Source organism: Dankookia rubra, assembly GCF_004355005.1.
Classification (GTDB): domain Bacteria; phylum Pseudomonadota; class Alphaproteobacteria; order Acetobacterales; family Acetobacteraceae; genus Paracraurococcus; species Paracraurococcus ruber_A.
This window is the reverse complement of sequence record NZ_SMSJ01000049.1, coordinates 1-23,411: the sequence shown is the minus strand read 5'-3', so window position 1 is coordinate 23,411 and position 23,411 is coordinate 1. Positions and strand designations below refer to the sequence as shown.

21 protein-coding genes are annotated in these 23,411 nt (G+C 69.7%); 8 read left to right on the top strand and 13 right to left on the bottom strand.

The genetic code is table 11. The features are described from left to right. Position 1: 1 nt before the first annotated feature. From E2C06_RS24780 to acnA, 3 genes are all read right to left on the bottom strand, one after another. Positions 2-1,093 carry a lactonase family protein gene (locus E2C06_RS24780; RefSeq protein ID WP_133291273.1) on the bottom strand — a complete coding sequence of 364 codons (1,092 nt, stop codon included), beginning with the start codon at positions 1,091-1,093 and terminating at the stop codon, positions 2-4. A 182-nt stretch (positions 1,094-1,275) separates the two neighbouring features. Next, positions 1,276-2,256 (bottom strand): Bug family tripartite tricarboxylate transporter substrate binding protein, encoded by a 981-nt coding sequence (locus E2C06_RS24775; protein WP_133291272.1) that lies wholly within the window; start codon positions 2,254-2,256, stop codon positions 1,276-1,278. A 66-nt stretch (positions 2,257-2,322) separates the two neighbouring features. Further along, positions 2,323-4,980 (bottom strand): aconitate hydratase AcnA, encoded by a 2,658-nt coding sequence (gene acnA / locus E2C06_RS24770; RefSeq protein WP_133291271.1) that lies wholly within the window; start codon positions 4,978-4,980, stop codon positions 2,323-2,325. A 106-nt stretch (positions 4,981-5,086) separates the two neighbouring features. Here acnA and E2C06_RS24765 point away from each other — a divergent pair, with 106 nt between their 5' ends. Then, the gene (locus E2C06_RS24765; RefSeq protein WP_133291270.1) at positions 5,087-6,073 is read left to right on the top strand and encodes an FCD domain-containing protein; all 987 of its coding nucleotides are present in this window, start codon (positions 5,087-5,089) and stop codon (positions 6,071-6,073) included. Positions 6,074-6,437: 364 nt separating this feature from the next. After that, on the top strand, positions 6,438-7,418 hold the full coding sequence (locus E2C06_RS24760) for a Bug family tripartite tricarboxylate transporter substrate binding protein (protein WP_133291269.1): 981 nt from the start codon (positions 6,438-6,440) through the stop codon (positions 7,416-7,418). Positions 7,419-7,628: 210 nt separating this feature from the next. Here E2C06_RS24760 and E2C06_RS24755 read toward each other — a convergent pair whose 3' ends face one another. Together E2C06_RS24755 and E2C06_RS24750 are read right to left on the bottom strand one after the other, a co-directional pair. Beyond that, positions 7,629-8,579 (bottom strand): GntR family transcriptional regulator, encoded by a 951-nt coding sequence (locus E2C06_RS24755; protein WP_165982638.1) that lies wholly within the window; start codon positions 8,577-8,579, stop codon positions 7,629-7,631. 73 nt (positions 8,580-8,652) lie between these two features. Further along, complete coding sequence (locus E2C06_RS24750; RefSeq protein ID WP_133291267.1) at positions 8,653-9,624, bottom strand: Bug family tripartite tricarboxylate transporter substrate binding protein; 972 nt, start codon at positions 9,622-9,624, stop codon at positions 8,653-8,655. A 181-nt stretch (positions 9,625-9,805) separates the two neighbouring features. Between E2C06_RS24750 and E2C06_RS24745 the strand changes: the two genes are divergently transcribed. From E2C06_RS24745 to E2C06_RS24730, 4 genes are all read left to right on the top strand, one after another. Next, complete coding sequence (locus tag E2C06_RS24745; protein ID WP_133291266.1) at positions 9,806-10,888, top strand: isocitrate/isopropylmalate dehydrogenase family protein; 1,083 nt, start codon at positions 9,806-9,808, stop codon at positions 10,886-10,888. Positions 10,889-10,900: 12 nt separating this feature from the next. Then, the gene (locus tag E2C06_RS24740) at positions 10,901-12,301 is read left to right on the top strand and encodes an NAD-dependent succinate-semialdehyde dehydrogenase (protein WP_133291265.1); all 1,401 of its coding nucleotides are present in this window, start codon (positions 10,901-10,903) and stop codon (positions 12,299-12,301) included. Between the two features lie 17 nt (positions 12,302-12,318). Beyond that, positions 12,319-12,732 (top strand): cupin domain-containing protein, encoded by a 414-nt coding sequence (locus tag E2C06_RS24735; protein WP_133291264.1) that lies wholly within the window; start codon positions 12,319-12,321, stop codon positions 12,730-12,732. Between the two features lie 186 nt (positions 12,733-12,918). Continuing rightward, positions 12,919-13,926, top strand: a complete 1,008-nt coding sequence (locus tag E2C06_RS24730) for an amidohydrolase family protein (protein ID WP_133291263.1) — start codon at positions 12,919-12,921, stop codon at positions 13,924-13,926. An 8-nt stretch (positions 13,927-13,934) separates the two neighbouring features. On the opposite strand, the gene E2C06_RS24725 is transcribed toward E2C06_RS24730, so the two are convergent. Both E2C06_RS24725 and E2C06_RS24720 read right to left on the bottom strand, forming a co-directional pair. Then, positions 13,935-14,807 (bottom strand): hypothetical protein, encoded by an 873-nt coding sequence (locus E2C06_RS24725; RefSeq protein ID WP_133291262.1) that lies wholly within the window; start codon positions 14,805-14,807, stop codon positions 13,935-13,937. Between the two features lie 107 nt (positions 14,808-14,914). Continuing rightward, the gene (locus E2C06_RS24720; protein WP_133291261.1) at positions 14,915-15,817 is read right to left on the bottom strand and encodes a phytanoyl-CoA dioxygenase family protein; all 903 of its coding nucleotides are present in this window, start codon (positions 15,815-15,817) and stop codon (positions 14,915-14,917) included. Between the two features lie 82 nt (positions 15,818-15,899). On the opposite strand from E2C06_RS24720, the gene E2C06_RS24715 reads away from it, so the two are divergent. Beyond that, a complete protein-coding gene (locus tag E2C06_RS24715; RefSeq protein WP_133291260.1) occupies positions 15,900-16,382 on the top strand; it encodes an Lrp/AsnC family transcriptional regulator in 483 nt (160 codons plus the stop codon). On the opposite strand, the gene E2C06_RS24710 is transcribed toward E2C06_RS24715, so the two are convergent. Genes E2C06_RS24710 through E2C06_RS24685 form a run of 6 tightly spaced genes read right to left on the bottom strand, consistent with a single transcriptional unit; the run spans position 16,364 to position 22,069 of the window. Further along, positions 16,364-16,702 (bottom strand): monooxygenase, encoded by a 339-nt coding sequence (locus E2C06_RS24710; RefSeq protein WP_133291259.1) that lies wholly within the window; start codon positions 16,700-16,702, stop codon positions 16,364-16,366. The genes E2C06_RS24715 and E2C06_RS24710 overlap by 19 nt on opposite strands. Before the next feature lie 12 nt (positions 16,703-16,714). Beyond that, entirely contained in the window at positions 16,715-17,362 is a 648-nt protein-coding gene (locus E2C06_RS24705; protein WP_133291258.1) for a cupin domain-containing protein, read from the bottom strand. Next, the gene (locus E2C06_RS24700; protein ID WP_133291257.1) at positions 17,353-18,387 is read right to left on the bottom strand and encodes an alcohol dehydrogenase; all 1,035 of its coding nucleotides are present in this window, start codon (positions 18,385-18,387) and stop codon (positions 17,353-17,355) included. Before E2C06_RS24700 ends, E2C06_RS24705 begins: the two co-directional genes overlap by 10 nt. A gap of 16 nt (positions 18,388-18,403) precedes the next feature. Continuing rightward, positions 18,404-19,507: a flavin monoamine oxidase family protein gene (locus tag E2C06_RS24695; protein WP_133291256.1), complete on the bottom strand. Its 1,104-nt coding sequence runs from the start codon at positions 19,505-19,507 to the stop codon at positions 18,404-18,406. Between the two features lies 1 nt (position 19,508). Beyond that, positions 19,509-20,738: an MFS transporter gene (locus E2C06_RS24690; protein ID WP_133291255.1), complete on the bottom strand. Its 1,230-nt coding sequence runs from the start codon at positions 20,736-20,738 to the stop codon at positions 19,509-19,511. 11 nt (positions 20,739-20,749) lie between these two features. Next, positions 20,750-22,069 carry a tetratricopeptide repeat protein gene (locus E2C06_RS24685; RefSeq protein ID WP_133291254.1) on the bottom strand — a complete coding sequence of 440 codons (1,320 nt, stop codon included), beginning with the start codon at positions 22,067-22,069 and terminating at the stop codon, positions 20,750-20,752. 160 nt (positions 22,070-22,229) lie between these two features. Between E2C06_RS24685 and E2C06_RS24680 the strand changes: the two genes are divergently transcribed. After that, entirely contained in the window at positions 22,230-23,057 is an 828-nt protein-coding gene (locus E2C06_RS24680) for an AraC family transcriptional regulator (protein WP_133291253.1), read from the top strand. Positions 23,058-23,411 lie beyond the last annotated feature (354 nt).

Genomic DNA, 23,411 nt, shown 5'->3' with positions numbered 1-23,411 from the left:
ATCAAACTGTCTCGCGGAACAAGATACAAACCGGACTCCCCGTCCTGGCGACCTCGCCGGCCAGCGTCAGTTCGCCCGCCTCCGCGGCGACCTCGAACCTGAGAATGGTGTCGCTATCCTCGTTTGCGACGTAGAGAAACCGGCCGGTTGGGTCCGGTGCGAAGAAACGAGGCGTCCGGCCGCCCGAAGCAATCCACTGCTGGACCGTCAGCCGCCCGGTGCCGACATCGACGGTGAGGACCGCAATGGAGTCGTGCCCGCGGTTCGAGGCATAGACGAAGCGCCCATCAGAAGAGACAGCAATCTCAGCGGCCCGGCTGTTGCCGGTGAAAGTGTCGGGCAAGGCAGAGAGAATCTGGAACGGCTCAAGGGCGCCGGTCTGCCCATCGTAGCGGTAGGCGGTCACAGTAGAGTCCAGTTCGTTCACTACGTAGGCATAGGGCGCAGCGGGATGCAGCGCCACATGGCGCGGCCCCGACGCTTCACGCGCGACAACGGAGCCCTGCTCGGTCGGAACCAGCTTGCCGCTCGCCGCCTCCAGACGGAAGGCGAAGACGCGGTCGAGCCCTTTATCTGGCACGATGATGAACCGCCCGGCCGTGTCAAACTCCGTCTGGTGCGGCTTGGCGAAGGGCTGTTCGACGCGGTGCGGTCCAATGGTGCCTTCGAGCTTAACGAGGTCGGTGAGCTCGCCAATCGAGCCCTCCTCCGGGTCGATGCGCAACACGGCAACCGTGGAGGTGATGTGGTTGGCAACCACCATGAAGCGGTTCGTCGGATCCACTGCCAGGTGCACCGGATTGCGGCCGCCGGTCGAACGTCGGTTCAGAAAGCTGAGCCGCCCGGTCGCGTCGTCGATGCGGAAGGCGCTCACCTCCGTGCTGTCGCCGTGCACCGTGTAGAGAAAGCGCCGGTGCCGGTCGAAGGCGAGGAACGAGGGGTTCAGCAGGCCCTCCACGAGCTGCACATGGGACCAGTCGCCCGTTGCCGCGTCTGTCCTGTAGACGTTTATTCCGTCGCCCCGGGCGTTGCGCTCGCGCGTGGTTCGGCAGCCGACATAGGCGTAGTAAGCTGAGACGATGCTGGATGGCATGATAGCAGCTCCCTGCTGCGGTGTGGACGCGGCCGGGCTGGCCGCCATCGTGGACAGGCTCGGCGTGACCGTGGCGGCAAGGATGGCCCGACGGCCAAGCAGCACTGAGCCTGGTGCTGGCGATGGAGAGTTCCAGGTCAACGTCCCGCTCTCGGTTCTTGGTTGTGCTGGATGGCGGCGGTTCAGCCTTCCGGCGTGATGTTCGCGTCCTCAATGATCCGGGTGAACTTGCGGGTCTCTGCCTCCACGAAGCTGCGGAACTCGGCCTGGCTCATGGCGTGCGGAATGGCGCCCTGCTCGGCGAGCTTGGCCTGCAGGCCCGGGTCGCGTAGCACCGCCGCGAGAGCCTCCTGCAGGCGTGCCACGACCGGCGCCGGCGTCGCTGCCGGGGCAAAGACGCCGAACCAGTTCAGCAACTCATACTCCGTGAGGCTGGGCGCCTCGGCGATAGCGGGGACATCTTGCAGTTGCGGCAGCCGCTCGCGCGAGGTCACCGCGACGGCCCGGAGCTTGCGGTCTTGGATCAGCGGCAGGGCGGGGCCGAGGCTGCTGAAGTTCATCGAGACCCGCCCCGCGGCCACGTCGGTCAAGGCCGGTGTGGCGCCCTTGTAGGGCACGTGCAGGATGTCGGTACCCGCCATGCGGTTCAGCAGCTCCCCCGCCAGGTGCTGCGGGTTGCCAATGCCGGAGGAGGCGTAGGAGAGCTTACCCGGGTTGGCCTTGGCATAGGCGACCAACTCCGCCGGCGTGCGGATCGGCAGGCGGGGATCGACGACCAGCACGTTGGGCACGGTTCCCACCAGCGAGATGGGGGTGAGCTCGCGCGCCGGGTCATAGGTCATGCGCTGTTTGAGCAGGGCCGGATTTGCGGCGATCTCGCCGGCGGCGGCCATGAGCAGCGTGTATCCGTCGGGTGCCGCGCGGGCGACGGCCTGGGCGCCGATCATGGCGCTCGCCCCGGGCTTGTTCTCGACGATCAGTGGCTGGCCGAGTGCCTGGCGCATCGGCTCGGTCATGAGGCGGGCGACGATATCCACGCCGCCGCCCGGAGCATAGCCGACAATGACCCGGATCGGGCGGTCCGGGTATGTGGCTTGCGCCAGGGCGCCGCGCCCGGCCAGGGCTGCGCCGGTCGCCAGCAGCAGGGTACGCTTGTTGATCATTGAGTTCCTCCCGTTGGGTCTGGATTGGTGTTGATTTTGTGCCGTGAGGCTGCGGGTTCGGCTTGGCTAACGGCTCGCGGCATGTCCGCCGCCGCTGGCAGCCAGCGCGCGACGCAAGATCATCGGGATCATCCCCCCGGCCTGGATGAGCGCGACCTCCCTGGCCGTCTCGATCAGGGCAGTCGCAGTGCCGCTCAGCACCTCGCCCGTCACGCCGCGCCGCAGCGTCAGTGGGATGGCAGCCCGCGGCACCAGGGCGGGGAGGTCCCAGGCGATCTCGATGGCGTCGTCCGGAGCAAGGCCCAGCATGTCGAAGCGCCACCCTTCCGGCAGGCGCAGCGGCAGCACGCCCATGCCAACCAGGTTGGAGCGGTGGATGCGCTCGAAGCTGTTGGCCAGCACGGCGCGGGCGCCGAGAAGCTGAGCACCCTTGGCCGCCCAGTCACGGGAGGAGCCGGTGCCGTATCGCTCGCCGGCGACGATCACCACCGGCAGCCCGGCCTCGGCATAGCGTTGCGCGGCGCGCCAGGCCGGCAGTGCCTCGCCTGTCGGGGCAAACACGCTGTGGCCGGTCGGCAGGCCCGGACGGAGGTGATTGACCGCGGCCTTGTTGGTGAAGAGGCCGCGCAGCATGACCTCCCAGTTCCCGCGGCGCGAAGCATAGACGTTGAGGTCGCGCGGGTCCTCGCCGCGTTCGACCAACCAGGTCGCGGCATCGCTCCTGGCCGGGATCGCGCCAGCCGGTGAAATGTGGTCGGTAGTGATGTCGTCGCCGAGCACCAGCAGCGGATGCGCCCGGAGCAGGCCTGCCTCCTGCGCCTCGGGACCGAAGCTGACGAAGGGCGGCGGGCGGAGATAGGTGGAGGCGGGGTCCCAGGGAAAGCGCAGCGTGGCCGGCGCCTCCAGCGCCGCCCATGCCGGCGAGCGGTCCGCCGCCTCGCCGGCCGCGGCGATGTCGGCCGGATCGGACGCCGCGGCGACCGCCGCCTCGATCTCCGCGCTGCGCGGCCAGAGATCCGTCAGGTGCACGGGGCAGCCACTGGCAACGGTGCCGAGCGGATCGCGTGTGATGTCGAGACCCGCCCGGCCGGCGATGGCATAGGCGATGACCAGGGGCGGCGAGGCCAGCAGCGCGGACTCGATCTGAGGATGCACCCGGCCGGGGAAGTTGCGGTTGCCCGACAGGATCGCGACCGGTTTCAGCCCGCGCGCCTCGACGGCCTCGGCGACCGCCGGCAACAGCGGCCCGGAGTTGCCGATGCAGGTGGCACAGCCATAGCCGGCAATGCCGAAACCCAGGGCTTCCAGGTCCTCCAGCAGCCCGGCGCGGCGCAATTGCCGCTCCGCCGCAGGCGAGCCAGGGGTGAGCGAGGTCTTGACCCAGGCTGGCACGCAGAGGCCGAGCGCCCGCGCCCGCCGCGCCACCAGCCCGGCCGCGACCAGCAGCCCGAGATCGGAGGTGTTGGTGCAGGAGGTGATGGCGGCAACCGCCACTGCATCGGCCGGCATGCCAGCCACGGCGGCGCCGTCCGCCGGGGACCCGACGGCGGCGAGCGCCGCAGGAACCTGGGCCGGGTCCAGACGGTCCTGCGGCCGGCGTGGCCCGGCGACCGATGGGCGCAAAGACGCGAGGTCGAGTTCCAGCACGGTGGTGTAGCGGGGCTCGTTCTCTGGGTCGTGCCAGAGGCCCTGCGCCCTGGCATAGGCCTCGACCAGCGCAACCTGCGGCGCGTCACGGCCGGTCGCGCGGAGGTAATCCAGGGTGTGGCCGTCGATCGGGAAGGCGCCCGTCGTGGCGCCGTATTCGGGCGCCATGTTGGAGACGACCGCGCGCTGCCCGGCGGTGAGCGACCCGACGCCCGGGCCGAAGAACTCCACGAACTCGCCGGCGACGCCCGCCTTGCGGAGCAGCTGCGTCACCGCGAGGGCGAGGTCAGTGGCGAAGGTTCCCTCCGGCAGCGCCCCGGCTAGGCGGACGCCATAGACCTCCGGTACGCGCAGCGAGACCGGCACGCCGAACATCACGCCCTCGGCCTCGATGCCGCCCACACCCCAGCCAAGCACGCCGATGCCGTTGACCATCGGGGTATGGCTGTCGGTGCCGACCAGCGTGTCGGGCACCGCCCAGGTCGTGCCGTCCCGCTGCTCCGTCGTGACGACGGTTGCCAGGCGCTCGAGGTTGATGGTGTGCATGATGCCGGTGCCGGGCGGGAAGACCCGGAAGCCGTGCACCGTGTTGGCGGCCCACTTCATGAAGCGGTAGCGCTCGGCGTTGCGCGCCATCTCGTTGGCCATGTTGGTGCGCAGCGCATCCGGCCGGGCCGAGACGTCGACCGGTAGTGAGTGGTCGGTGGAGGTGGCCACCGGCACCGCAGGATTGAGCATGGCCGGATCGCCGCCCGCCTCGGCCAGAGCGTCGCGCATCGCGGCGATGTCCACCAGGGCCGGGCCGCAGGTTGTGTCGTGCATCAGGATGCGCAGCGGCGCGAAGGGGATCTCGGCCTCCGAGTGGCCGGTCCCCAGCCAGGCGAGGAGGGCGTCGCGGCCCGCCTGGCGCACCTCGGCTTCCGGCTGCCGCAGCAGATTCTCGAGCAACACGCGGTGGCACCAGGGCAGCCGCATCAGGGTCTCGCGGCCACCGGTAGCGGCCGGCAGGTCCACGATGCGGCAGGTGCCAAAGGCTCCCCGGAGCATGGTCGAGGGCGTGGCGGTGAGGTCGGTCATTTGGACGTTCCGGGGTTCTTACCGTGTGCCGGTATCTGTATCTTATAATGATAAAAGACCGCAAGCCCTCTCGGCACCCTGCCCGGCTCTCTGTTAGGGTGCGGCCATGCCCCGTTCCCCTGCCGCCGACCTGCACCGCGATCTCGCCCGGTCGATCACCGATCACCTACGCGCCTCAGGTTCGGAGCCCGGTCATGTGTTGAGCGAGAATGGTCTGGCCCAAGCTGTGGGCACCTCACGCTCCCCGGTCCGGGGGGCGGTGCAGGTGCTGCTCGATCTCGGGGTGCTGGAACGGCGCGGTGACGGCCGGCTTGCCGTCCGCCAGCTTCCGGCCGTCTGGGAAGACGCGGCGTCCCATGATGCCGAGGCCGGTGCCGCAGCCCGGCTCTACTGGCGCATCGCCTCCGACCGAATCGCCGGCATCCTGCCGGACCTCGCAAGCGAAGCTGGCCTGATGCGCCGCTACGAAGCGCCGCGCGGCGTGGTCCATCGCGTTCTGCTGCAGATCATGGGCGAAGGCTGGGCCGAGCGGGCGCCAGCGGGCGGCTGGCGCTTCCTCGCCCTGATCGACACCCCCAGCAGCTACGACGAGTCCTACCGCTTCCGGCGGGCGATCGAGCCGGCGGCGCTGCTCGATCCGGCATTCGCCCTGGCACCCCGCGTCGCGGCGCGGCTTCGCCGCGAACAGGAGGGGCTGCTCGCTCAGGCGGAGAAGGAGGCCGATCCACGCGAGGTGTTCGAGCTGAACTCCGGCTTCCACCTCGCGCTGATGCTGGCGTCGAACAACCGCTTCTTCGCCGACGCCGGAACCCGGGTGACGCGGTTGCGGCGGCTGGTGGGCTACGTCATCGCGCTAGATCGCAGCCGGATGGCTGACCAATCCAGGGAGCACTTGGCGATCCTCGACCGGATCGAGGCGGAGGACCGCGTCGGCGCCGCCGAGCTGCTGGTGCGTCACCTCGATGCCGGGCGCGCTTCGAAGGCCCGGCTGCTAGAGGATACCCGGCTGCGCATCAAGGCGCTCGTGCCGTCGCTGTCGTCGGTAACACCAACCGCCGCCACTACTCCTGTCATGGTCGATCCCGCCGCCTAAGCGGTTACCGTCCCGCCGCCCTCACCTATCGGGTGCCACAGCCGGTCCCGGTGGCGACGCGCGATCGGAATGTCGTTGGAGGTGAGGACCTATCCAAGCGGAAAGCACTGCACATGATGCCGTCCGCACCGCATCTCCGACATGCCGCCACAAGCGACCTTCATCGCCGAGCTGTTCGACGTCGCTGCCTGACTTGCATGCCAGCGGGGCCATTTACGGCCCGCTGCAAACTTTGCAACACAACCGGTAACCACCTGAACCGGCTGTTCTTGCAGAGCGACTCGCGCCGCCGGTAGCCTCACCCAAAAGGAAGCCCTCGGACGAACAGTTCGCAAGAGGGGCAGCATTCGAGGGAGGGGATATCGTGGCCGGCACCCGCCGTTCGTTTGTAACATTGGCCACGGGCTCGGCCCTGGGCTTGGCTGGCCTGTCAGGCACAGCACACGCCCAGGCTTATCCGTCGCGGCCTGCGCGCATCCTCGTCGGCTTCGCCGCCGGTGGCGCGACCGACATCCAGGCCCGGCTGATGGGGCAGTGGCTGTCGGACCATCTCGGCCAGCAATACATCGTCGACAACCGCAGCGGCGCCAGCGGCAACATCGCCACGGAAATAGTCGCCCGGGCGGCGCCCGATGGCTACACGCTGCTCCAGGTCGTCACTCCACACGCAATCAACGCCGCGCTCTATTCCAACCTGCCATTCGATTTCATGCGCGACATCGCCCCGGTGATCTGCGCGGCGCGGCTGGCCTATGTCGCCGTCGTCAACCCGGCCTCTCAGGTTCGGAGCATCCCCGAGCTGATCGCCCATGCGAAGGAGAATCCGGGTCGCCTCACCTACGGCTCGGCCGGGACCGGCACGCCGCAGAACATCTCGGTCGAGCTGTTCAAGATGATGACCGGGGTGAACCTCCTGCACGTGCCCTATCGCGGCGGTGCGCCGGCGGTGGCGGACCTGATGGCCGGCCACATCCAGCTCGTGTTCAGCCCGCTGTCGGAGGCGATCGAGCAGATCAGGGCCGGCAAGCTGCGGCCGCTCGGGGTGACCACAGCTTCCCGGCTCGAGGTGCTGCCGGACGTGCCGCGGATCGCCGATTTCGTGCCGGGCTACGAGGCCAGCGGCTTCGCCGGCATAGGCGTGCCGCACGACACGCCGGCCGTCATCATCGATCTGCTGAACCGCGAGTTGAATGCGGGCATCGCTGATCCCGGGGTTCGGGCCCGCATCATCGACCTTGGGGGCACGCCGGTCGGCGGCACGGCGGCCGAGTTCGAGGCCATTCTGGCAGCCGCTGTCGAGAAGTGGGCGCGGGTGATTAAGTTCGCGGGCATCAAGGCCGACTAGCCTCTGGATGGTTTGTCCGAACCGACCACTGAATTTGGCGGAAGTGGTGCCGCGGCATGCGGCACCCGAGGCGGTCTCCTGTAATCCGCGCCGACAGGCGGTAGCCTCGGTTGGCGCCAGACCAAGAGGGTCACTGGCGCCCACGACCAAGGCGCAACATCTCCCGACCTTCCCTTCAACACCTTTGGATATGCCTCGGCGGCGGCGGACCTATCGGCTGCCGGGCACGGATATCGCGTCGGCCTTCCCCACCTCCAGCGACGACCGTACCACTTTCTCCTTTGTCAGCCGCGATCCCTGGAGGTGAACACGGAGGAAGGCCGAGGCTGCTTCCAGGTCGCCGCTTTCAATCAGGTCGAGGATGTGCAGGTGCTCCATGCAGATGCGCTCCAGCCGCACGCGATCGGGGTGGACCCGGTACTCGATCAGCCGCCGCATCGCGTTCACCCGCCGCAGCGCATCGAGCATGAACGGATTGCCCGAGCCGGCCATCAAGGCCTCATGGAACTCCGCGCCGATGCGATGGGTCTCGGCACGCGAGGATGCCTGCCAGCCGCCATTCAGCAGGGCGTGCTGCTCCGCCCGCAGCCGCTCGATGACCGCCGGCTTCAGCTGATAACCCGGTTCGAGCAGCGCCGCGGGCTCGACGAGGACCCGGAAGCGGAAGCCCTGCATATAGGCCTCCGGCGAGCGGAGGAGCGGGCGGAACTCCCAGCCCTGGCCCGCGCGCCGCTCGATCCAGCCTTCATGCACCATGCGGGCGAGGATGCGGCCGAGTTGCGCCCGAGACATGCCGTAGCGGCGGAGCAGGTCGGTCTCCGCCACACGGGGTCCGATCAGGTTGGTCAGGTGATCGTCGGCAATGCGGAAATAGAGCGTGTCGTCCCCTGCCGTCTCGTCTTCGGAGGACGGAACTGCGGATGGCATGGCCTTCAGGAAATAACCCCGCCGCGACTGGCGCTCCACGACCCCGTCGGCGGCCAGCACGCCAAGCGCGTTCCGCACCGGCGTCCGCGAAACCCCGAAGGCCTCGGCGAGGGCCTCCTCCCGCAGATGGGCGCCGGGCGGCAGCCCTTCGCGCCGCGCCCAGTCCAGGATCTGGGCCGCCAGACCTCGCGCCAGGCTGCGCCTGCTATCGGTGGTCCCGACTGCCCCGTCCATCCGCATCTCCTTCGGTCCAGGGGCCGGAATAGCCTCGTTCGCCCGTCCGGCGCGAGCGGTGTTCTCTGCGCCTTCAGTCCATCTGCATGCCAGAGGCCGCCACGATCGGCCCCCAGCGGTCCAACTCCGCCTGCCAATAGGCGCGGAAGGCGGCTGGGTCGGAGGTGCCGCCAGAGAGGCCCATCTCGCGCAGGCGCGCCTGGCAGGCCGGCTCCGCAAGGCCTTCGCGCAAGGCACGCGCGACCGTCTCGACGACCGACGCCGGCACGCGGCTGGGCGCGAAGACTCCGTACCAGTTCTCGATCTCGAAACCCGGCAGCCCGGCCTCAACGGACGTCGGCACATCCGGCAGCAGCGGGTCCCGGCGCGGCGACGCCACCGCGAGCGGGCGCACCAGTCCCTCCTGGATCTGGCCGAGCACCACCGGAACCGCCTCCAGGAGCATGTCCACCTGCCCGGCCACAACGGCGGTGAGCGCGGGGCCGGAGCCGCGGTACGGCACATGCGTCGTCTCCACGCCCAGCGCCCGGCCCAGCATGGCGCCGGTCAGATGCGGCACGGTGCCGTTGCCGCCCGAGCCGTAGGTCAGCCCGCCGGATCGGCTGCCGGCGGCCCGGAGCCCGGCGACATCAGTGGCCAGCCCACGCCGCACCGCCAGCACGCTCGGGCTGCGGCCGACCTCGCCGACCGCCTGGAAGTCCCGCTGAATGTCGAAATTGAGGTTTCGATACAAGAAGACGTTCAGGGCGGCCGAGGAGGTGGTGAGGAAGGCAAAAGTGTAGCCGTCGGCCGTACCCTTCGCGACCGCCTCCATGCCGATTGTCCCGCCGGCCCCGCCGCGGTTCTCAACCACGACCGCCTGGCCCAGCTTCGGCGTCATGCACTGGGCGGCAAGACGGCCTGCAACGTCCGATCCGCCGCCTGGTGCGAAGGGTACGATTAGCCTGATGGGCCGCTGGGGATAGCTGCCCTGGGCCAGGGCGGGTGGTGCGAAGGCGCAAAGAGCGAGGCCAGCGAGGCAGGCCAGCTTGAGGCGTCGGGTCATGGGCGTTGTCCTCCGATAGGGCTTGCGAGTTTTGTACTCTTTCACGTATTAGAACATCAAGCCCATTGGTGAAGCCGAGCCCTTCGGCGCACCGGCGGTGCCCACCACAAGCCCGGAGGAACACGCCCATGCGCCCCTCATGCCCAAACGTTCTGGCTCAACTCGACCGGCGAGGTGCCCGATGACCCGCATCCTCGTCCTGCCCGGAGACGGCATCGGCCCGGAAATCACTGCGGCAACGCTGAAGGTGCTCGAGGCGGCCGACCGGCGCTTCGGCCTCGGCCTCCGCTTCGAGCAGCGCGACATCGGCTTCGCCGCTCTGGAGAAGCACGGGACCACGCTGCCGGAGGAGGTCATGGACCTCGCGCGCGAGGTGGACGCGACGCTGCTCGGCCCGATTTCGCACCTCGACTATCCGCCGCGCGAGCAGGGCGGGATCAACATCTCCTCGGCCTTCCGGACGCGGCTCGACCTCTACGCCAATGTCCGGCCGGCGCGAACCCGCCCAGGCCTCGGCCGCGGGCACCAGCCGCTCGACCTCGTCATCATGCGGGAGGCAACGGAGGGCTTTTACCCCGACCGCAACATGCACCTCGGCATCGGCGAGTTCATGCCGACGCCGGACATGGCGCTCTCCATTCGCAAGATCACCCGTCATGCCTCGGAGCGCATCGCCCGTCGGTCCTTTGAACTGGCCCGGCGCCGCCGGTGCAAGGTGACCGCCGTGCACAAGGCGAACGCGTTCAAGATCAGCGACGGCCTGTTCCTGGAGTGCTGCCGCAAGGTCGCGGCCGAGTTCCCGGACATCGCCTTCGACACGGTCATCGTCGATGCCTGCGCCGCTCTCCTCGTGCGCGATCCCGGGCGCTTCGACGTGCTCTGCGCCACGAACTTCCACGCCGACATCCTGTCCGACCTGGCTTCCGAACTGTCGGGCGGCCTCGGCGTCGCGGGTTCGATCAACCACAATGAGACCATGTGCTGTGCGCAGGCCCAGCACGGCTCCGCTCCGGACATCGCGGGCCAGGATAAGGCGAACCCCACCTCGCTGATCCTCTCCGCCGCCATGATGCTCGAATGGCTCGGGGAGCGCCGCAGCGACACCCGCCTGGCGCAGGCGGGGGCGGCGGTCTCCGCCGCGGTGGACGCGCTGCTCGCCGAGCCGCGGACGCGGACCACCGACCTAGGCGGCGAGCTGGGCACGCGCGCCTTCAGCGAAGCCCTGGTCGTCTATCTCACCGCGGATGCGCGGGAGACGGCATAGGACGAGTGCGGGATGATCATCACAACGAATCCGGCAACCGGCGAGGAGCTGGCGCGGTACGAGTTTCATACGCCGGCGGAGGTGGACGCGACGCTGGCGGCCGCCGTCGCGGCCCAGCGGCGCTGGGCAGCGGAGCCGGTCGAGAGGCGGACGGCCCTCCTGCGCCGTATCGCCGGCGTCCTTCGCGCCAACCGCGACCGCTACGCTCGCCTCATCACGGAGGAGATGGGCAAGCCGATCGTCGAGGCGGAGGGCGAAATCGACAAGTGCGCCCTCACTCTGGACTACTACGCCGAGAACGCTCCGCGCTTCCTCGCCGATGAGCCCGTGGCGACGAGCGCATTCGAGAGCGCCATCGTCTGGGACCCGCTCGGCGTGGTGCTGGCAATCATGCCCTGGAACTACCCCTTTTGGCAGCTCGTGCGCTTCCTCGCACCCACCCTTGCGGCCGGGAACGGGGCCGTGCTGAAGCATGCCAACAACGTCCCGGGCTGCGCACTGGCGATCCGTGAGATGATGCGCGAGGCAGATGCGCCGGAGGGTCTGCTCGGGGTCCTCTTCGTGGACAATACCGAGGTCGCCGGGATCATTGCCGACGACCGCATCGCGGCTGTAACCCTGACCGGCTCCACGGCGGTCGGCAGCATCGTCGCTGCCCAGGCCGGGCGGGCGCTGAAGCCGCAGGTGCTGGAGCTTGGCGGCTCCGACCCCTTCATCGTGCTCGCCGATGCGGACATTGAGGCAGCGGCAAAGACGGCGGTGAAGGCGCGCTTCTCCAACACCGGGCAGAGCTGCATCTCGGCCAAGCGCTTCATCGTCGTCGAGGCGGTTGCGGAGGCCTTCGCCGAGGCCTTCCGGCGGCATATGGCGTACCTTGTCGTGGGCAATCCGATGGACCGGCAGACGACGATCGGCGCCATGGCACGGGAGAACCTCCGGGACACACTGCACGCCCAGGTCGAGGCATCGGTGGCGGCCGGCGCCTGCCTGGTCGCGGGCGGCAGGCCCGTTCCGGGCCGCGGCTTCTTCTACGAGCCGACGCTCCTCGACGGGGTTGCGCCGGAGATGGTTGCGTTCTGCGAGGAGACTTTCGGCCCCGCTGCCGCGATCGTCCGCGCGCGCGATACCGAGGATGCGATCCGGCTCGCCAATCAGACGGAGTTCGGCCTTGGCGCCGCGCTCTGGACGGGCGACCTGTTCGCCGCGAAGCGCCTGGTCCGGCGCATCGAGGCGGGCGCGGTCTTCGTCAACGCGCTCGTCGCCTCCGACCCGCGCATCCCCTTCGGCGGCATCAAGAAATCCGGCTACGGCCGGGAGCTCGGCGCGCTCGGCATGCGCGCGTTCTTAAATGCCAAGACGATCTGGATCGGCACCGCCGAGCCGGCGACCTCCCCCCGCAAACCCCTGGATTGAGCAGGAGAGACAGTCCCATGGCGAACGAGACCCCAAAGGGCGTGGTGCTCTACCCCGACGAGATGAAGGCCTATGAGCGCGGCGGCGGCGCCAAGACCATCCCTCTCGTCGGCCCGAGGATCGGCGCGAAGAGCTTCCTGAACGGCATGACGATCTTCGGCCCGAGTGCCGCCATCCCGCTGCACACCCACAACTGCGAGGAGAGCGTCCTTCTCCTCGAGGGTAACGCGATTGCCGAGATCGACGGCGAGCGGCACGAGATCAAGGCCGGCGACATTTCCTGGATTCCAGAGGGCGTGCCGCACCGCTTCATCAACGCCTCGCAGACCGAGGGAATGAAGATCCTCTGGATTTACGCCCGCGTCGACGCCACCCGCACGCTCGTCGAGACGGGCGAGACCCGCCCCGTGCTCGCCGAGCATAAGGACTAAGGGCTCGGCTGGATCTGCAGGCCACAAAAACGGGACGAAGCGCGGCATCGAGGGGGTGTTCGAGGAAGGGTGGCGAAAGCCGCCCCGTCCTGCACATGCCAGAGGACGGCGGCTTCAACGTCCTCGGAACGCTGCCCTGCAGCACTCGTGTCCCGAGCTGAGACGCCCTGAGGGAGAGCAGCCACGATGAACGAAAATCCCCGTGTGGAAATGGCCATCCCGCCGGTGAGGCGCCGCTCGCTCCTAACAGCATCGGGTTCAATCTTGTTTGGGATTACGGAAACAACGGCGATGACATCAACCCCGTTCGCCGCCAGTTCGACAACTCCGGCCGCGCTGTCGGGGACATGCGACTGTCATGTCCATGTCTTCGCGCCCGACCCCTTCCCCTACGCGGCAGGACGCAACTACACGCCGGGCCCTGCCTCGGTCGGCGATCTGCGCACCTTCCTGGCGTCTCTCGGAATGGAGCGTGTCGTCCTGGTCCAGCCGAGCGTCTACGGTGCGGACAATGCCTGCCTGCTGAACGCACTTGAGCAGCTCGGGCCACGGGTCGCGCGCGGCATCGCCGTCATCGATCCGCAAAGGACGACCGACGCCGAGCTCAACCGTATGCACAGTGCTGGTGTCCGTGGAGTCCGTGTTAACCTGGAAGTCCGCGGCGAGGACAGCGGCCGCACCGCAGGCGAGGCTGTCCGTGCCGCCGCCATCCGGGTGGCCTCGCGAGGCTGGGCGCTTCAGGTCTATGCCGATATGAGGGTGATCGGGGCGGTTAGTGACCAACTCGCCGCGCTGCAGATACCCGTGATCCTTGACCACTTCGCGGGAGCCAAGGCCGAGCGCGGTCCCGATCAACCGGGCATGGCTCAAGTGCTTAACCTACTGCAGACGGGCAATGCCTATGTCAAATTGTCCGCGCCCTACCGCGCCTCGAGCGACGGCCCCTCCTATGCGAACTTGGCGCCGATCGCGCAGGCATTCTTCGCCGCCAACCCCGAACGCCTTATCTGGGCCTCTGACTGGCCTCACACTGGAGGTGCGAGGAGCCGCAACCCGGGAAGCGTCGAGGTGGTAGAACCATTTCAGGCGGTCGACGACCGCGGAGCACTCGACGCGATTGTGGGGTGGGCGTCGGACGACAGAGCACGTCGGGCCCTCCTCGTCGACAATCCGGCTCGGCTTTACGGGTTCTGATACTTTTACTAAGCGCGTGGCGGCTGGCCGAACCGCCGCCGGCGTTCGTCGCCGATCGCCAGCAGCCGCTCCCGGTCCTCCGGCAGCACCCGGGCATAGCGCTCGCGCCAGGCAGGATCCTCGGGCTTCCAGGCAAAGGGCGACTGCACCGTGCTGCGCGGCCCCGTGGCGTTCTCCAGCACATCGAAGGCGAGGCCCAGGATCGCCCGCTGCATCGCGCGGTCCCAGGGATGCCCGCAGGGATTCCCGAGCGGGAGGTCGGAGAAGACGAAGCGCGGCACGCCGCAATGCTCGACGATGTCGCGCGCCGCGCCGATCAGCACGGTCGGCATCCCGTTCTCTTCCAGATGCCGGGCGATGAGGCTCTCGGTCTGGTGGCAAACCGGGCAGAGTGCAGAGAGGATCGCCGCCTCGGCCCCATCCTCGCGCAGGCGCCGGAGGATCTCGGGTGCATCCTGCTCGATGGTCTTCTTCTGGCTGTATTCGGTGGGTGCCGCATGGAAGCGAGCGGCGAGGCCGCCCAGCTGTCCCGCGGCGACGAAATGCTGCGCCGCCTCGAGGGGCAGGAAGCTCTCGCGGTCCTCGGTATGGGTGGTTTCCTTGTCCCAAGCTACATCGGTGTCGAAGCTCGCCGGTGGGCTTGCGACCAGGCCGCTCCAGACCTGGCGGCGGTTGCGCGCGTCGCGGTGGGAGCGGTCGCCGGGCCCCGCCGTGCTGACCAGGCCGACCGTCATCGCGCTGAGCGGCTTGCCGAGCGGTGTGAAGGGCACCTCGTCATGCTGCGCCCAGACATAGTCGTTGTCGTAGCCGAGCGCGCGGTAATAGAGCTGCGTCCGCTCCATGTAGCGAACGGGCGCTTCCGTCAGGGTCGCTGCCTGCATGTCGTCCTCCCTCTGCCGGGGCCGGTTCGCCAGCCCTCTGGCGCTATCTGTGGCAGATGGCGCGGCGTCCGTCTTTCGATGAGCCGCCAAAGCGTATCGACGATCCGTCAGGCTGCCTGCGGCGGCATCCGCCAGCCGGTCTCGCAGTAATCCTCGATCCAGCCGGTCCGGTGGCCGGTGCCGGACCAGAGGATGGGGAAGTAGCTCTCATCCATCACCGGGTCGCCGGTGCGCTGATAGCGACGGTAGATGTAGCCGCCGGGCCGATCGCTGAAGCGCGCCTGCTCCGGCACCAAATGCACGCCGATCGAGCGGCGCATGCGGTCATCCGTCAGGTTGGGGCCGGAGCCGTGCCAGATCTCCCCCGCGTGGAAGACGCAGGATCCGGCCGGTACCTCGATCAGCACGGAATCGGGCGGCGCGATGCCGGCCTCCGCGGCGGCCGCGCGCATATGAGCGCGGAAGTCGTCCGGCGCGTGGAACCCCTCCGGGATCGGCGTCAGCGGCCAGAGATGCGAGCCGGGCACGTATTCCAGCGTGCCGGCCTCGCGCGCCGTGTCGTCCAACGTCACCCAGCAGGTGACGGTCTCCTGCGGGTCGAGCACATCAAGGAAGGAGGTGTCCTGGTGGAAGGAGACCGGCTTCGTCCGCGGCGCCTTCCACCAGAGGGTATCCTGGCCGAGCCGCGTTCCGGACCACCCTGCCAGCGCCGCGGCGGCACGGCCGATATCGGCCGAGAGCGCGAGGCGCGCGATGGTCAGGTCCGCCTTCCAGGCATTCGCCATGTGGCGCGTGACGTCGGGCAGGCTCATGCCCTCCCGCCAGTACCATTCGTCCGGGTAGATGCCGGTGTCGAAGCGACCAGCGAAGACCAGCGGGAAGCGTTCCCGCAGCGCCTCGATCCGCCCGGGCGAGAGGATGCGCTCCACTACCAGGAAGCCGTCGCGGCGGAAGCGGGCGATCGCCCCGGCATCGATGCCGGCGAGCAGGGGCAAGTCGAAGGCGGGCATGACGTGATCCTGTTCGGCCAGAGGGCGGTCCCGTAGCCTAGTCGTCGGATATGGTGGCTGACCACCGAATGGATTACGGAAGATGAGCCTCGGCACCGCCCTCGACCGAACGGACGACGCCATTCTCCGGCTGCTGCAGAAGGATGCGCGGCTCTCGGTCAAGGAGATCGCCGCCGCGGTCGGGCTCGCCCCGTCCTCGGTGCATGGGCGGATCCGGCAGTTGCGGGAGGCGGGCGTGCTGCGCGGCGCGCATGCCGAGGTCGATCCGCGCGCGCTCGGCATCGGGCTCGAGGCGCTGCTGATGATCGGCCTGTCGAAGCATGAGCGCGACACGGTGGACCGGTTCCTCGACGACGCGGTGGCGCTGCCCGAGGTGCGCGCCGCCTTCCTCGTGACAGGCCGCTACGACGTGATCGTCCATGTGGCGGTGCGCGACACCCAGCAGCTAAAGGACCTGGCGCTGGACCACTTCACCAGCCGCCCGGCGGTGACGCGCATCGAGACCTCGATCATCTTCGAGGCCAGGCGACGGCATGCCCTGCCGGTCTACCGCGCCGCGGGCTGACCCGCTCCGGCCTCGTCGACCGTCTCGCCGAGCGCGTTGTCCGCCACCAGCGGCGTCTCGAAATACTGGACCTGCGGCTCGCTGCCATAGGTACGCCGCACCCGTTCGAGCCAGGCGGCGTCGCGCGCCCGACGCGCGGCGTCCATGCTGCGCCAGAAATAGACGCCCCCGGCCCTACGGGTCGTCTCGTCGAAGAGGTAGTTCTTGCGGATTAGGTCGGGGTTCGCCCGCCAGCCCGGCGCGCTGCGGCGATAATTCGCCACGACCTCGTCCCGGGTCATGCCGTCCGGGATACCGAAGGTGATGATCTCGGTGGTCACGACGGTCTCCTCTCAGGGCATCGGCAGGATATCGGGGTGGAGCAGCGGCGCGTCCCTGATCCAGAGCCGGGCACCAGCTGGGCCGGCGACGCCCTTGGGGCCGGTGCCGGCCGGCAGGCGGCCCCAGCTTTGCGGCTCGAGGCTTTCGCCGCCGGTCGTCAGGCCGCCCGAGAGCACGAGGAATTCCAGCCCGCGTGGGTTGTCCACATCGACGGCCGCGCCGGCCTCCCAGGCCCGAAGGCGAACGGCCTCATGCCCATCGTCGAACAGCACGGCCGAGGCGTCGGCCTCCGGCTGGCGGACGACCTGCGCCGCATCGCCTTCCCGGAACTGCCAGAGCCGCACGAAGATCGTGCAGCCCGGCTTCGAGGCCGGCACATGCGAGGTGCCGGGTGGATTACGGAAGTAGCAGCCGGCCGGATAGTCACCATGCTCGTCCTGGAAGACGCCCTCCAGCACGAGGATCTCCTCGCCGCCGCCGTGGACGTGGCGCGGGAAAGCGCTGCCCGGCGCGTAGCGCACGATGGAGGTCGCGCGCGCCACCTCGCCGCCGATGCGGAACAGCATGCGGCGCTCGACGCCGGCGGCCGGGCTCCGCACCCAGTCCATCCGCCCGGCATGGATGATGACGGGCTTCGACAGGTCGTCATTCAGGCGCATGGTCGTTCTCCCCCCATCATCAGGACCATCCGGAACCGGACATGCCCCGACTTCACGCGCCGGACGGCCTCGGCGGTCTGCTCGAGCGGCATGGTCTCGATCATCGGCCTCACGCCGGTCAGCACGCTGAAATCCAGCGTTCGCTCGTTCTCGTAGGGCGATCCGGTGATCGACCCCGTCACGCTGCGCTCGCCGCCCACGAGGAGCCCCGGCACAACGGGCAGCGGATCGTTGCCGACGCCGAGCAGCACGAGCCTCCCCTCCGGCGCCAGCCCGCCGAGGAGCGGCGCAACAGCAGCGGGCGTGGCGATGGTGGTGAGGATCGCCTTCGCGCCTCCCAGCACGCGCAGCCGCTCGGCGGCGTCCTCGCCGTTCGTATCGATGTAGTGGTGCGCGCCGAGGTCGTGCGCGTCCTGGGCGATGTCCTGGCCGCGGCCGATCGCCGCCACCCGGAAGCCCATCCGGCGGGCGTACTGCAGCGCCATGTGGCCCAGCCCGCCGATCCCGAGCACGGCGACCAGGTCCCCCGCCTCCGCGCCGCATTTTTTCAGCGCGTTGAAGGTGGCGATGCCGGCGCAGAGGATCGGCGCGGCCTCCTCGGCGTTGAGTTCCGGCGGGATCGAGACCAAGCCGGTGCCGCGCGCGGTCATCATCTCGGCATAGCCGCCATCGCGGTTGGAGCCCATGATGGGCTGGTTGCGACAGAGATTGAAGCGGCCCTGGCGGCATTGCACGCATTCGCCGCAATGCCCGCCGAGCCTCCCGACGCCAACCCGCTGGCCCGGCTTCCAGATGGAGGCGACGCCACTGCCGAGTGCGACGACGCGGCCCACCACCTCGTGCCCCGGAACGCGCGGAAGCTGGCGCGCCGGATCGGCATTCTCAATATCGCCGATAGCGCCGCAGATGCCGCAGGCCTCGACCGCGATCAGCACCTCGCCCGGAGCCGGGCTGGGCACGGGGCGGGTCACCAGCTCGAGCAGGCCCGGGTGCGTCACCTGCACGGCACGGTAGGTTTCCGTCATCAGGGTCGCCTCGCAGTCATCCCGGCTGCACCTCCGCCATCCGCCCGAGGGTCTGCGCCACCGCCCGCTCCGCCGCGTCCAGCGCGCCCGCGAGGTAGCCGGGCGCGACCGCGCTGGTTTCGCTGCCGGCGAGACACAGCCGGTCCCGCCAGGCGCCGGTGACCCAGGGTCCCTGCCGCGGCAGGGGGTGCGCGCCGCCGCGCCGGTCTTCCGCAGTCGCAGTCAGCGGCTCCGCGCTCCAGTCCTTCAGCAAGGTCGCGCCGGGTGTCGCCGCCGCTGGCCCGAACAGACGTGCAAGCTGATCGAGGCAGGCCCGGGTCAGGGCCTCCGTGCCGATGGCGGCGCGCCCTTCCGCCGGGATGCCCACGAAGCCGAAGAGCGCGGCGGCGCCGGAGGCCGTCGTCGAGTCATGGATCTCCGCCAGCGGACCGACCGTGCTCTGCGCCATGCCCGAGAGACCCGCATCGCGCCAGAAGGGGCGGTCGTAGAGCGCGAAGAGCTTCGCATGCGGCGCCATCCAGGTCGCGGTGTCGCGCCAGGTCAGCCGCGTGGAGGGCTCGATGGCGGGCGCGAAGGCGATGGTCGCATCGATTAGCCGCGGCGGCAGGGCGAGGATGACCTGGTTGGCCGGCAGCGCCTCCTCGCCGCCCCCGGGCCCGCGCAGGGTAAGCCGGACGCCCCTCTCCTCGAGCGCGATCCGCGTCACCTGCACGCCAAGGCGGACGGCATCCCCGGGCAGGCCTGCGGCCAGGGCCCGGACGAGCGCGCCCGTGCCGCCGGCGAGGCGCATGGAGCGCGGTTCCTGCCGGAAGCCCTGATAGCGTTGCGGCGGCGCGGTGCGCGACCGCTCCACCAGAACGTCGCCGTCGTCGTGCTGCGGGAAGGCCTCCAGGCCCAGCTCGTCCACGACGCCGGCCATCGCCGGGTGCATCCCAGGCCAGAACCAGGACGGCCCGAGGTCGAAGCCGTCCATGGCGGCGCGGCCAGCCGTGTCCGCTGTCAGGATCCGTCCGCCGAGCCGCTCGCGCGCCTCGATCAGGCGGAACGGCACGCCCGCATCATGCAGCAGCCGTGCGGCGTGGAGCCCGGCGAGGCCGCCGCCGACAATGGCGACGGTCATCTCAGCCCGCCGTCGCACGGGCACGGGTCGCGGCCGTGACCGCCAGCGCCGCGACCGCGAGCGCCAGCGGGCCGAAAGACACCCAGAGCACCGTGTCCCAGCCATAGGCGGTCAGCAGGCCACCGGAGGCGAAGGAGCCCAGGGCCATCGTCCCGAAGACGATAAAGTCGTTGAGCGACTGCACCCGCGTCCGCTCCTCCGGCCGGTGGCACTCCAGCACCAGGGAAGATGCGCCGACGAAGCCGAAATTCCAGCCGAGCCCGAGCAGCACCAGGCTGCCCCAGAAATGCCCGACATCCTGGCCGAGCAGGCCGGCGACAACGGCGGCCGATATCAGCGCCAGGCCCGCAGCCACGACGCGCGGCGCGCCGAAGCGGGTGATGAGCCGGCCCGTGAAGAAGCCTGGGGCGTACATGGCGATGACGTGCCACTGCAGGCCGAGATTGGCGGAGTCCTGCGGCAGCCCGCAGAGCAGCATCGCCAACGGCGCCGCGGTCATGAGGAAGTTCATCAGCAGGTAGGAGACCACGCCGCAGATTACCGCGGTGATGAAGCGCGGCTGGCGCGCGATGGACAGCAGCGGACGGCCGCCGGCCATCTCTGCCGCGGTCGGCATCGGCAGCCGCACGCCGAGCAGGACGAGCGCCGAGAGCGCCGCCACGCCCGCCTGGGCCAGGAAGGTGGCCGCGAAGATATGGGGCACCCACAGGTCCATGGTGTGCGTCACGAGCTGCGGCCCGATGACGCCGGCGAAGACCCCGCCCGCCATGACCAGCGACAGCGCGCGCGGACGTCGCGTGGCCGGCACGCAATCGGCCGCCGCAAAGCGAAAGGACAGCACCACCGCGGCATAGGCACCGCCGAAGAAGGTTGCGAGGCAGAAGGTCCAGAAGGAGCCCAGCAGCACCGCGAGGGTACCCAGCAGGCCGACGAGCACACCGCACCCGGTCCCGGCCAGGAAGGCGGCGCGGCGGCCGTAGCGGCGCGCGATGGCGCCGGCCGGCAAGGTGCAGGCGGCCATGCCGACGACGAAGATCGAGATCGGCAGCGTCGCCATCGCCGGGCTCGGCGCCAAGCTGTGGCCGACGACCGCGCCCGTGGCGTAGACGACCGTCGAGTTGGCGCCGGCGAGCGCCTGGGCGATCGTCAGCCGGGCGACGTTGCCGGTCTCATGCTCGAAGGCGACCGGAGGTGCAATCCCGTCTACCGGGGCGGCTTGGGCCTGTGACATGGGGTTCCGTCTCAGGCGGCCAGCTGGCCGAGCCAGCGCGCATCGCGCGGCGAGGGCCGGCGATGCAGGCGGCGATCGAGCAGCGCGCGGGCCTTCGCGGCCTCGCCGCTCCGCATGAGGGCAATGAGGAGCATATCCTCCAGCATCTCCCGCTGGGCGCCGCTGCCGCCGATGCGCACCACCTCGCACGTGACCGGCTCCAGGATGCGCGCGCAGTCGGCGTAGTCGGCATCGGCGAAGGCAAGCGCGGCGCGGCAGACCGCCGGCACCACCGGTCCCGCGCCGAGGCTGCCTGCGTCGGCCAGCTGCGTCAGCGCTGCGGTGCGCCGTGCCACCGCCTCCCGGTCGCCGGCGGCGGCCTCGAAGATCGCCATATGCGCGTCGGCGAAGGCGAAGCCGGCCTTCGGGAAAGCTGGCGCGGCATAGGTCGCGGCCGCCTGCCATAGACCCGCCGGGACCTCATGCCCATAGGCCTGCAGCCGCCAGAGGAAGGAGGCCGTGTCGCTGACCACGTTCACCGGCATCCCCTTCGAGACGGAGGGCTGGACGTGCTCGCCATAGATCGCCAGCGCGCGCTCCGTGTCGCCACGCTCCAGCGCGGCCAGGGCCGAGTGCCAAGCGATATGGCCGTGCAGGGGGCCGCTGCGGTCGTAGCCGGGCAGCCAGCCCGCAATCAGCACCTCGGCCTCGTCGTTCGCGCCGGCCTCGTAGAGCGCGTGCGAAACCGCGTGGGCGGCGTTCGCATTCTCCCGCCGCAGCGCAAAGCCGCGCCAGGTGATGTCGAGGCCCTGCGCGACCGCGCCGTTCTCGGCATGCGACCAGCCGCGGTAGGTGAGGAACCACCAGTCGTCCTCGGCGAAGTGCCGGGCGTGGCGTTCGCAGAGGTCGACGCGCGCCTGGTCGTGGTCCGCCATGCCGGAAAAGGCGAAGAGGCCGAAGGCGCCGAGCGGCAGCGAGAGGACCAGGACGTCGCGCGGCCAGTCCTCGAGATGCGCGAGGGCGCGCTCCAGCGCCTTGGCCGGCTGGCCGCCGATGGCGAGCGACAGGATCTCGACATGGCTCCGCTCCCGCGCGGTCCCGTTGCGGGCGACAAGGTCCGCCGCTGTTGCGATCCGCGCCCTGGCCTCGGCCGGCTCGGCGCGGATGGCGTGCAGCCGGGCGCGCGCTGCATGGGGAAGGGCGAAGTCCGGATCGGCCGCGACGGCCGCCTCGAGCGCCTCCGCCGCGCCGGGCCAAGCCGAGAGCAGGAGGTCCACGCCCTCCCGGTAGCGCTCGGCGGCAAGGTCGGAGGTGGTGGAGAGCGGCAGGCCGCGGCGGTCGAGGTGGGCCATGGCGGGATCCTCGTGTTGAAGGTGTGGTCGCCGGTCCGCGGCCCGATAGGTCCGGAGCGCCGCCAGCGTCCTGCCTCCCAGGTATACCGGCCTGCCAGATGGCTGTATTTCGACTGGACGACATGCTGTGTAGAACAGCGGACAAAAGGAGGCTGCGGCCATGCAATGGGAGACGATTGCCGCTCCGCCTGGGCTGATGGCCCCCCGCCCGATGACCGTGCGGGCCCAGTCCATCCCGGCGCACCACTACTTCCCGGAGCACGCGCATGCCTGGCATCAGGTGGTCTACGCGATCTCGGGCGTGCTGACGGTGGCGGTTGAGGGGCAGTCGCTCGTGATCTCACCCGAGCAGGCGGTCTGGCTGCCGACCGGTCTGCGGCACCGCGTCGGGTCGCTGCTCGGCGCCGAGTTCCGGAGCCTGTGGATTGCCGACGAGGCCGGCCGGAGCCTGCCACCGAGCCCGACCGTGGTCGGCGTCTCGCCGCTGCTTCGGGCCCTGATCGTCGAGGCGGCTGAGATCGAGGGGCAATCAGACCAGGATGGCTACGCCGGTCGCGTGAGGGCGCTGATCCTCGACCAGTTGCGGCGCGCGCCGCCCCTTTCAGGCGCGCTGCCCTGGCCGCGCAGCGGGGCGCTGGGAACCCTGTGCGAGGCGCTCTACGCCGATCCGGCGGACGACCGCGGGCCGGAGGACTGGGGCCGCGAGCTAGGCATGTCGGGCCGCACCCTGGCGCGGCGCTTCGAGGCGGAGCTGGCCATGAGCCTGCGCTCCTGGCGGCGTCGGCTGCGGCTGTTCAAGGCCATCGAGCTGTTGGGCGGTGGCCTGGGCGTCACCCAGGTCGCGATGGAGCTTGGCTATAGCTCGACCTCCGCCTTTATCTACGCGTTCCGCACCGAGATGGGCTGCAGTCCTCAGGCCTACATGAGGGGGCATGCGACGGAGAGCGGTGCCCCGGCTCTGGCCGTAGTCGGCGAGCACTCGTCCTGATCCGTGCACCTACAGTCCGGTACTGTGCCCCGCGGCAGCTTGACGGAGAGACACCTCACCAGCTTGCACGAAGGTCCGGATTCCACCCATCTCGGTGAGCCAAGGCTCGGTGCGCTTTGTCCGTTTCAGGAAGTCGGGCGCGCCCAGCCGACGACCGAGAAGGGCGCAGAGCTGCCGATCGCGTCTGTTGGTCAACGATGTCCGCTCGCCCATCAACACCGGACATACGCGTAGCGAGCACGAAGGTCGCATCCGGTGGTTTGGATCCCGCCCAGAGAAACGCTTTTCAGGTCACCTTGATATTGCGGTCTCGGATTAGCTTGCCCCACTTCGCTGACTCCTCGGTCTTGATGC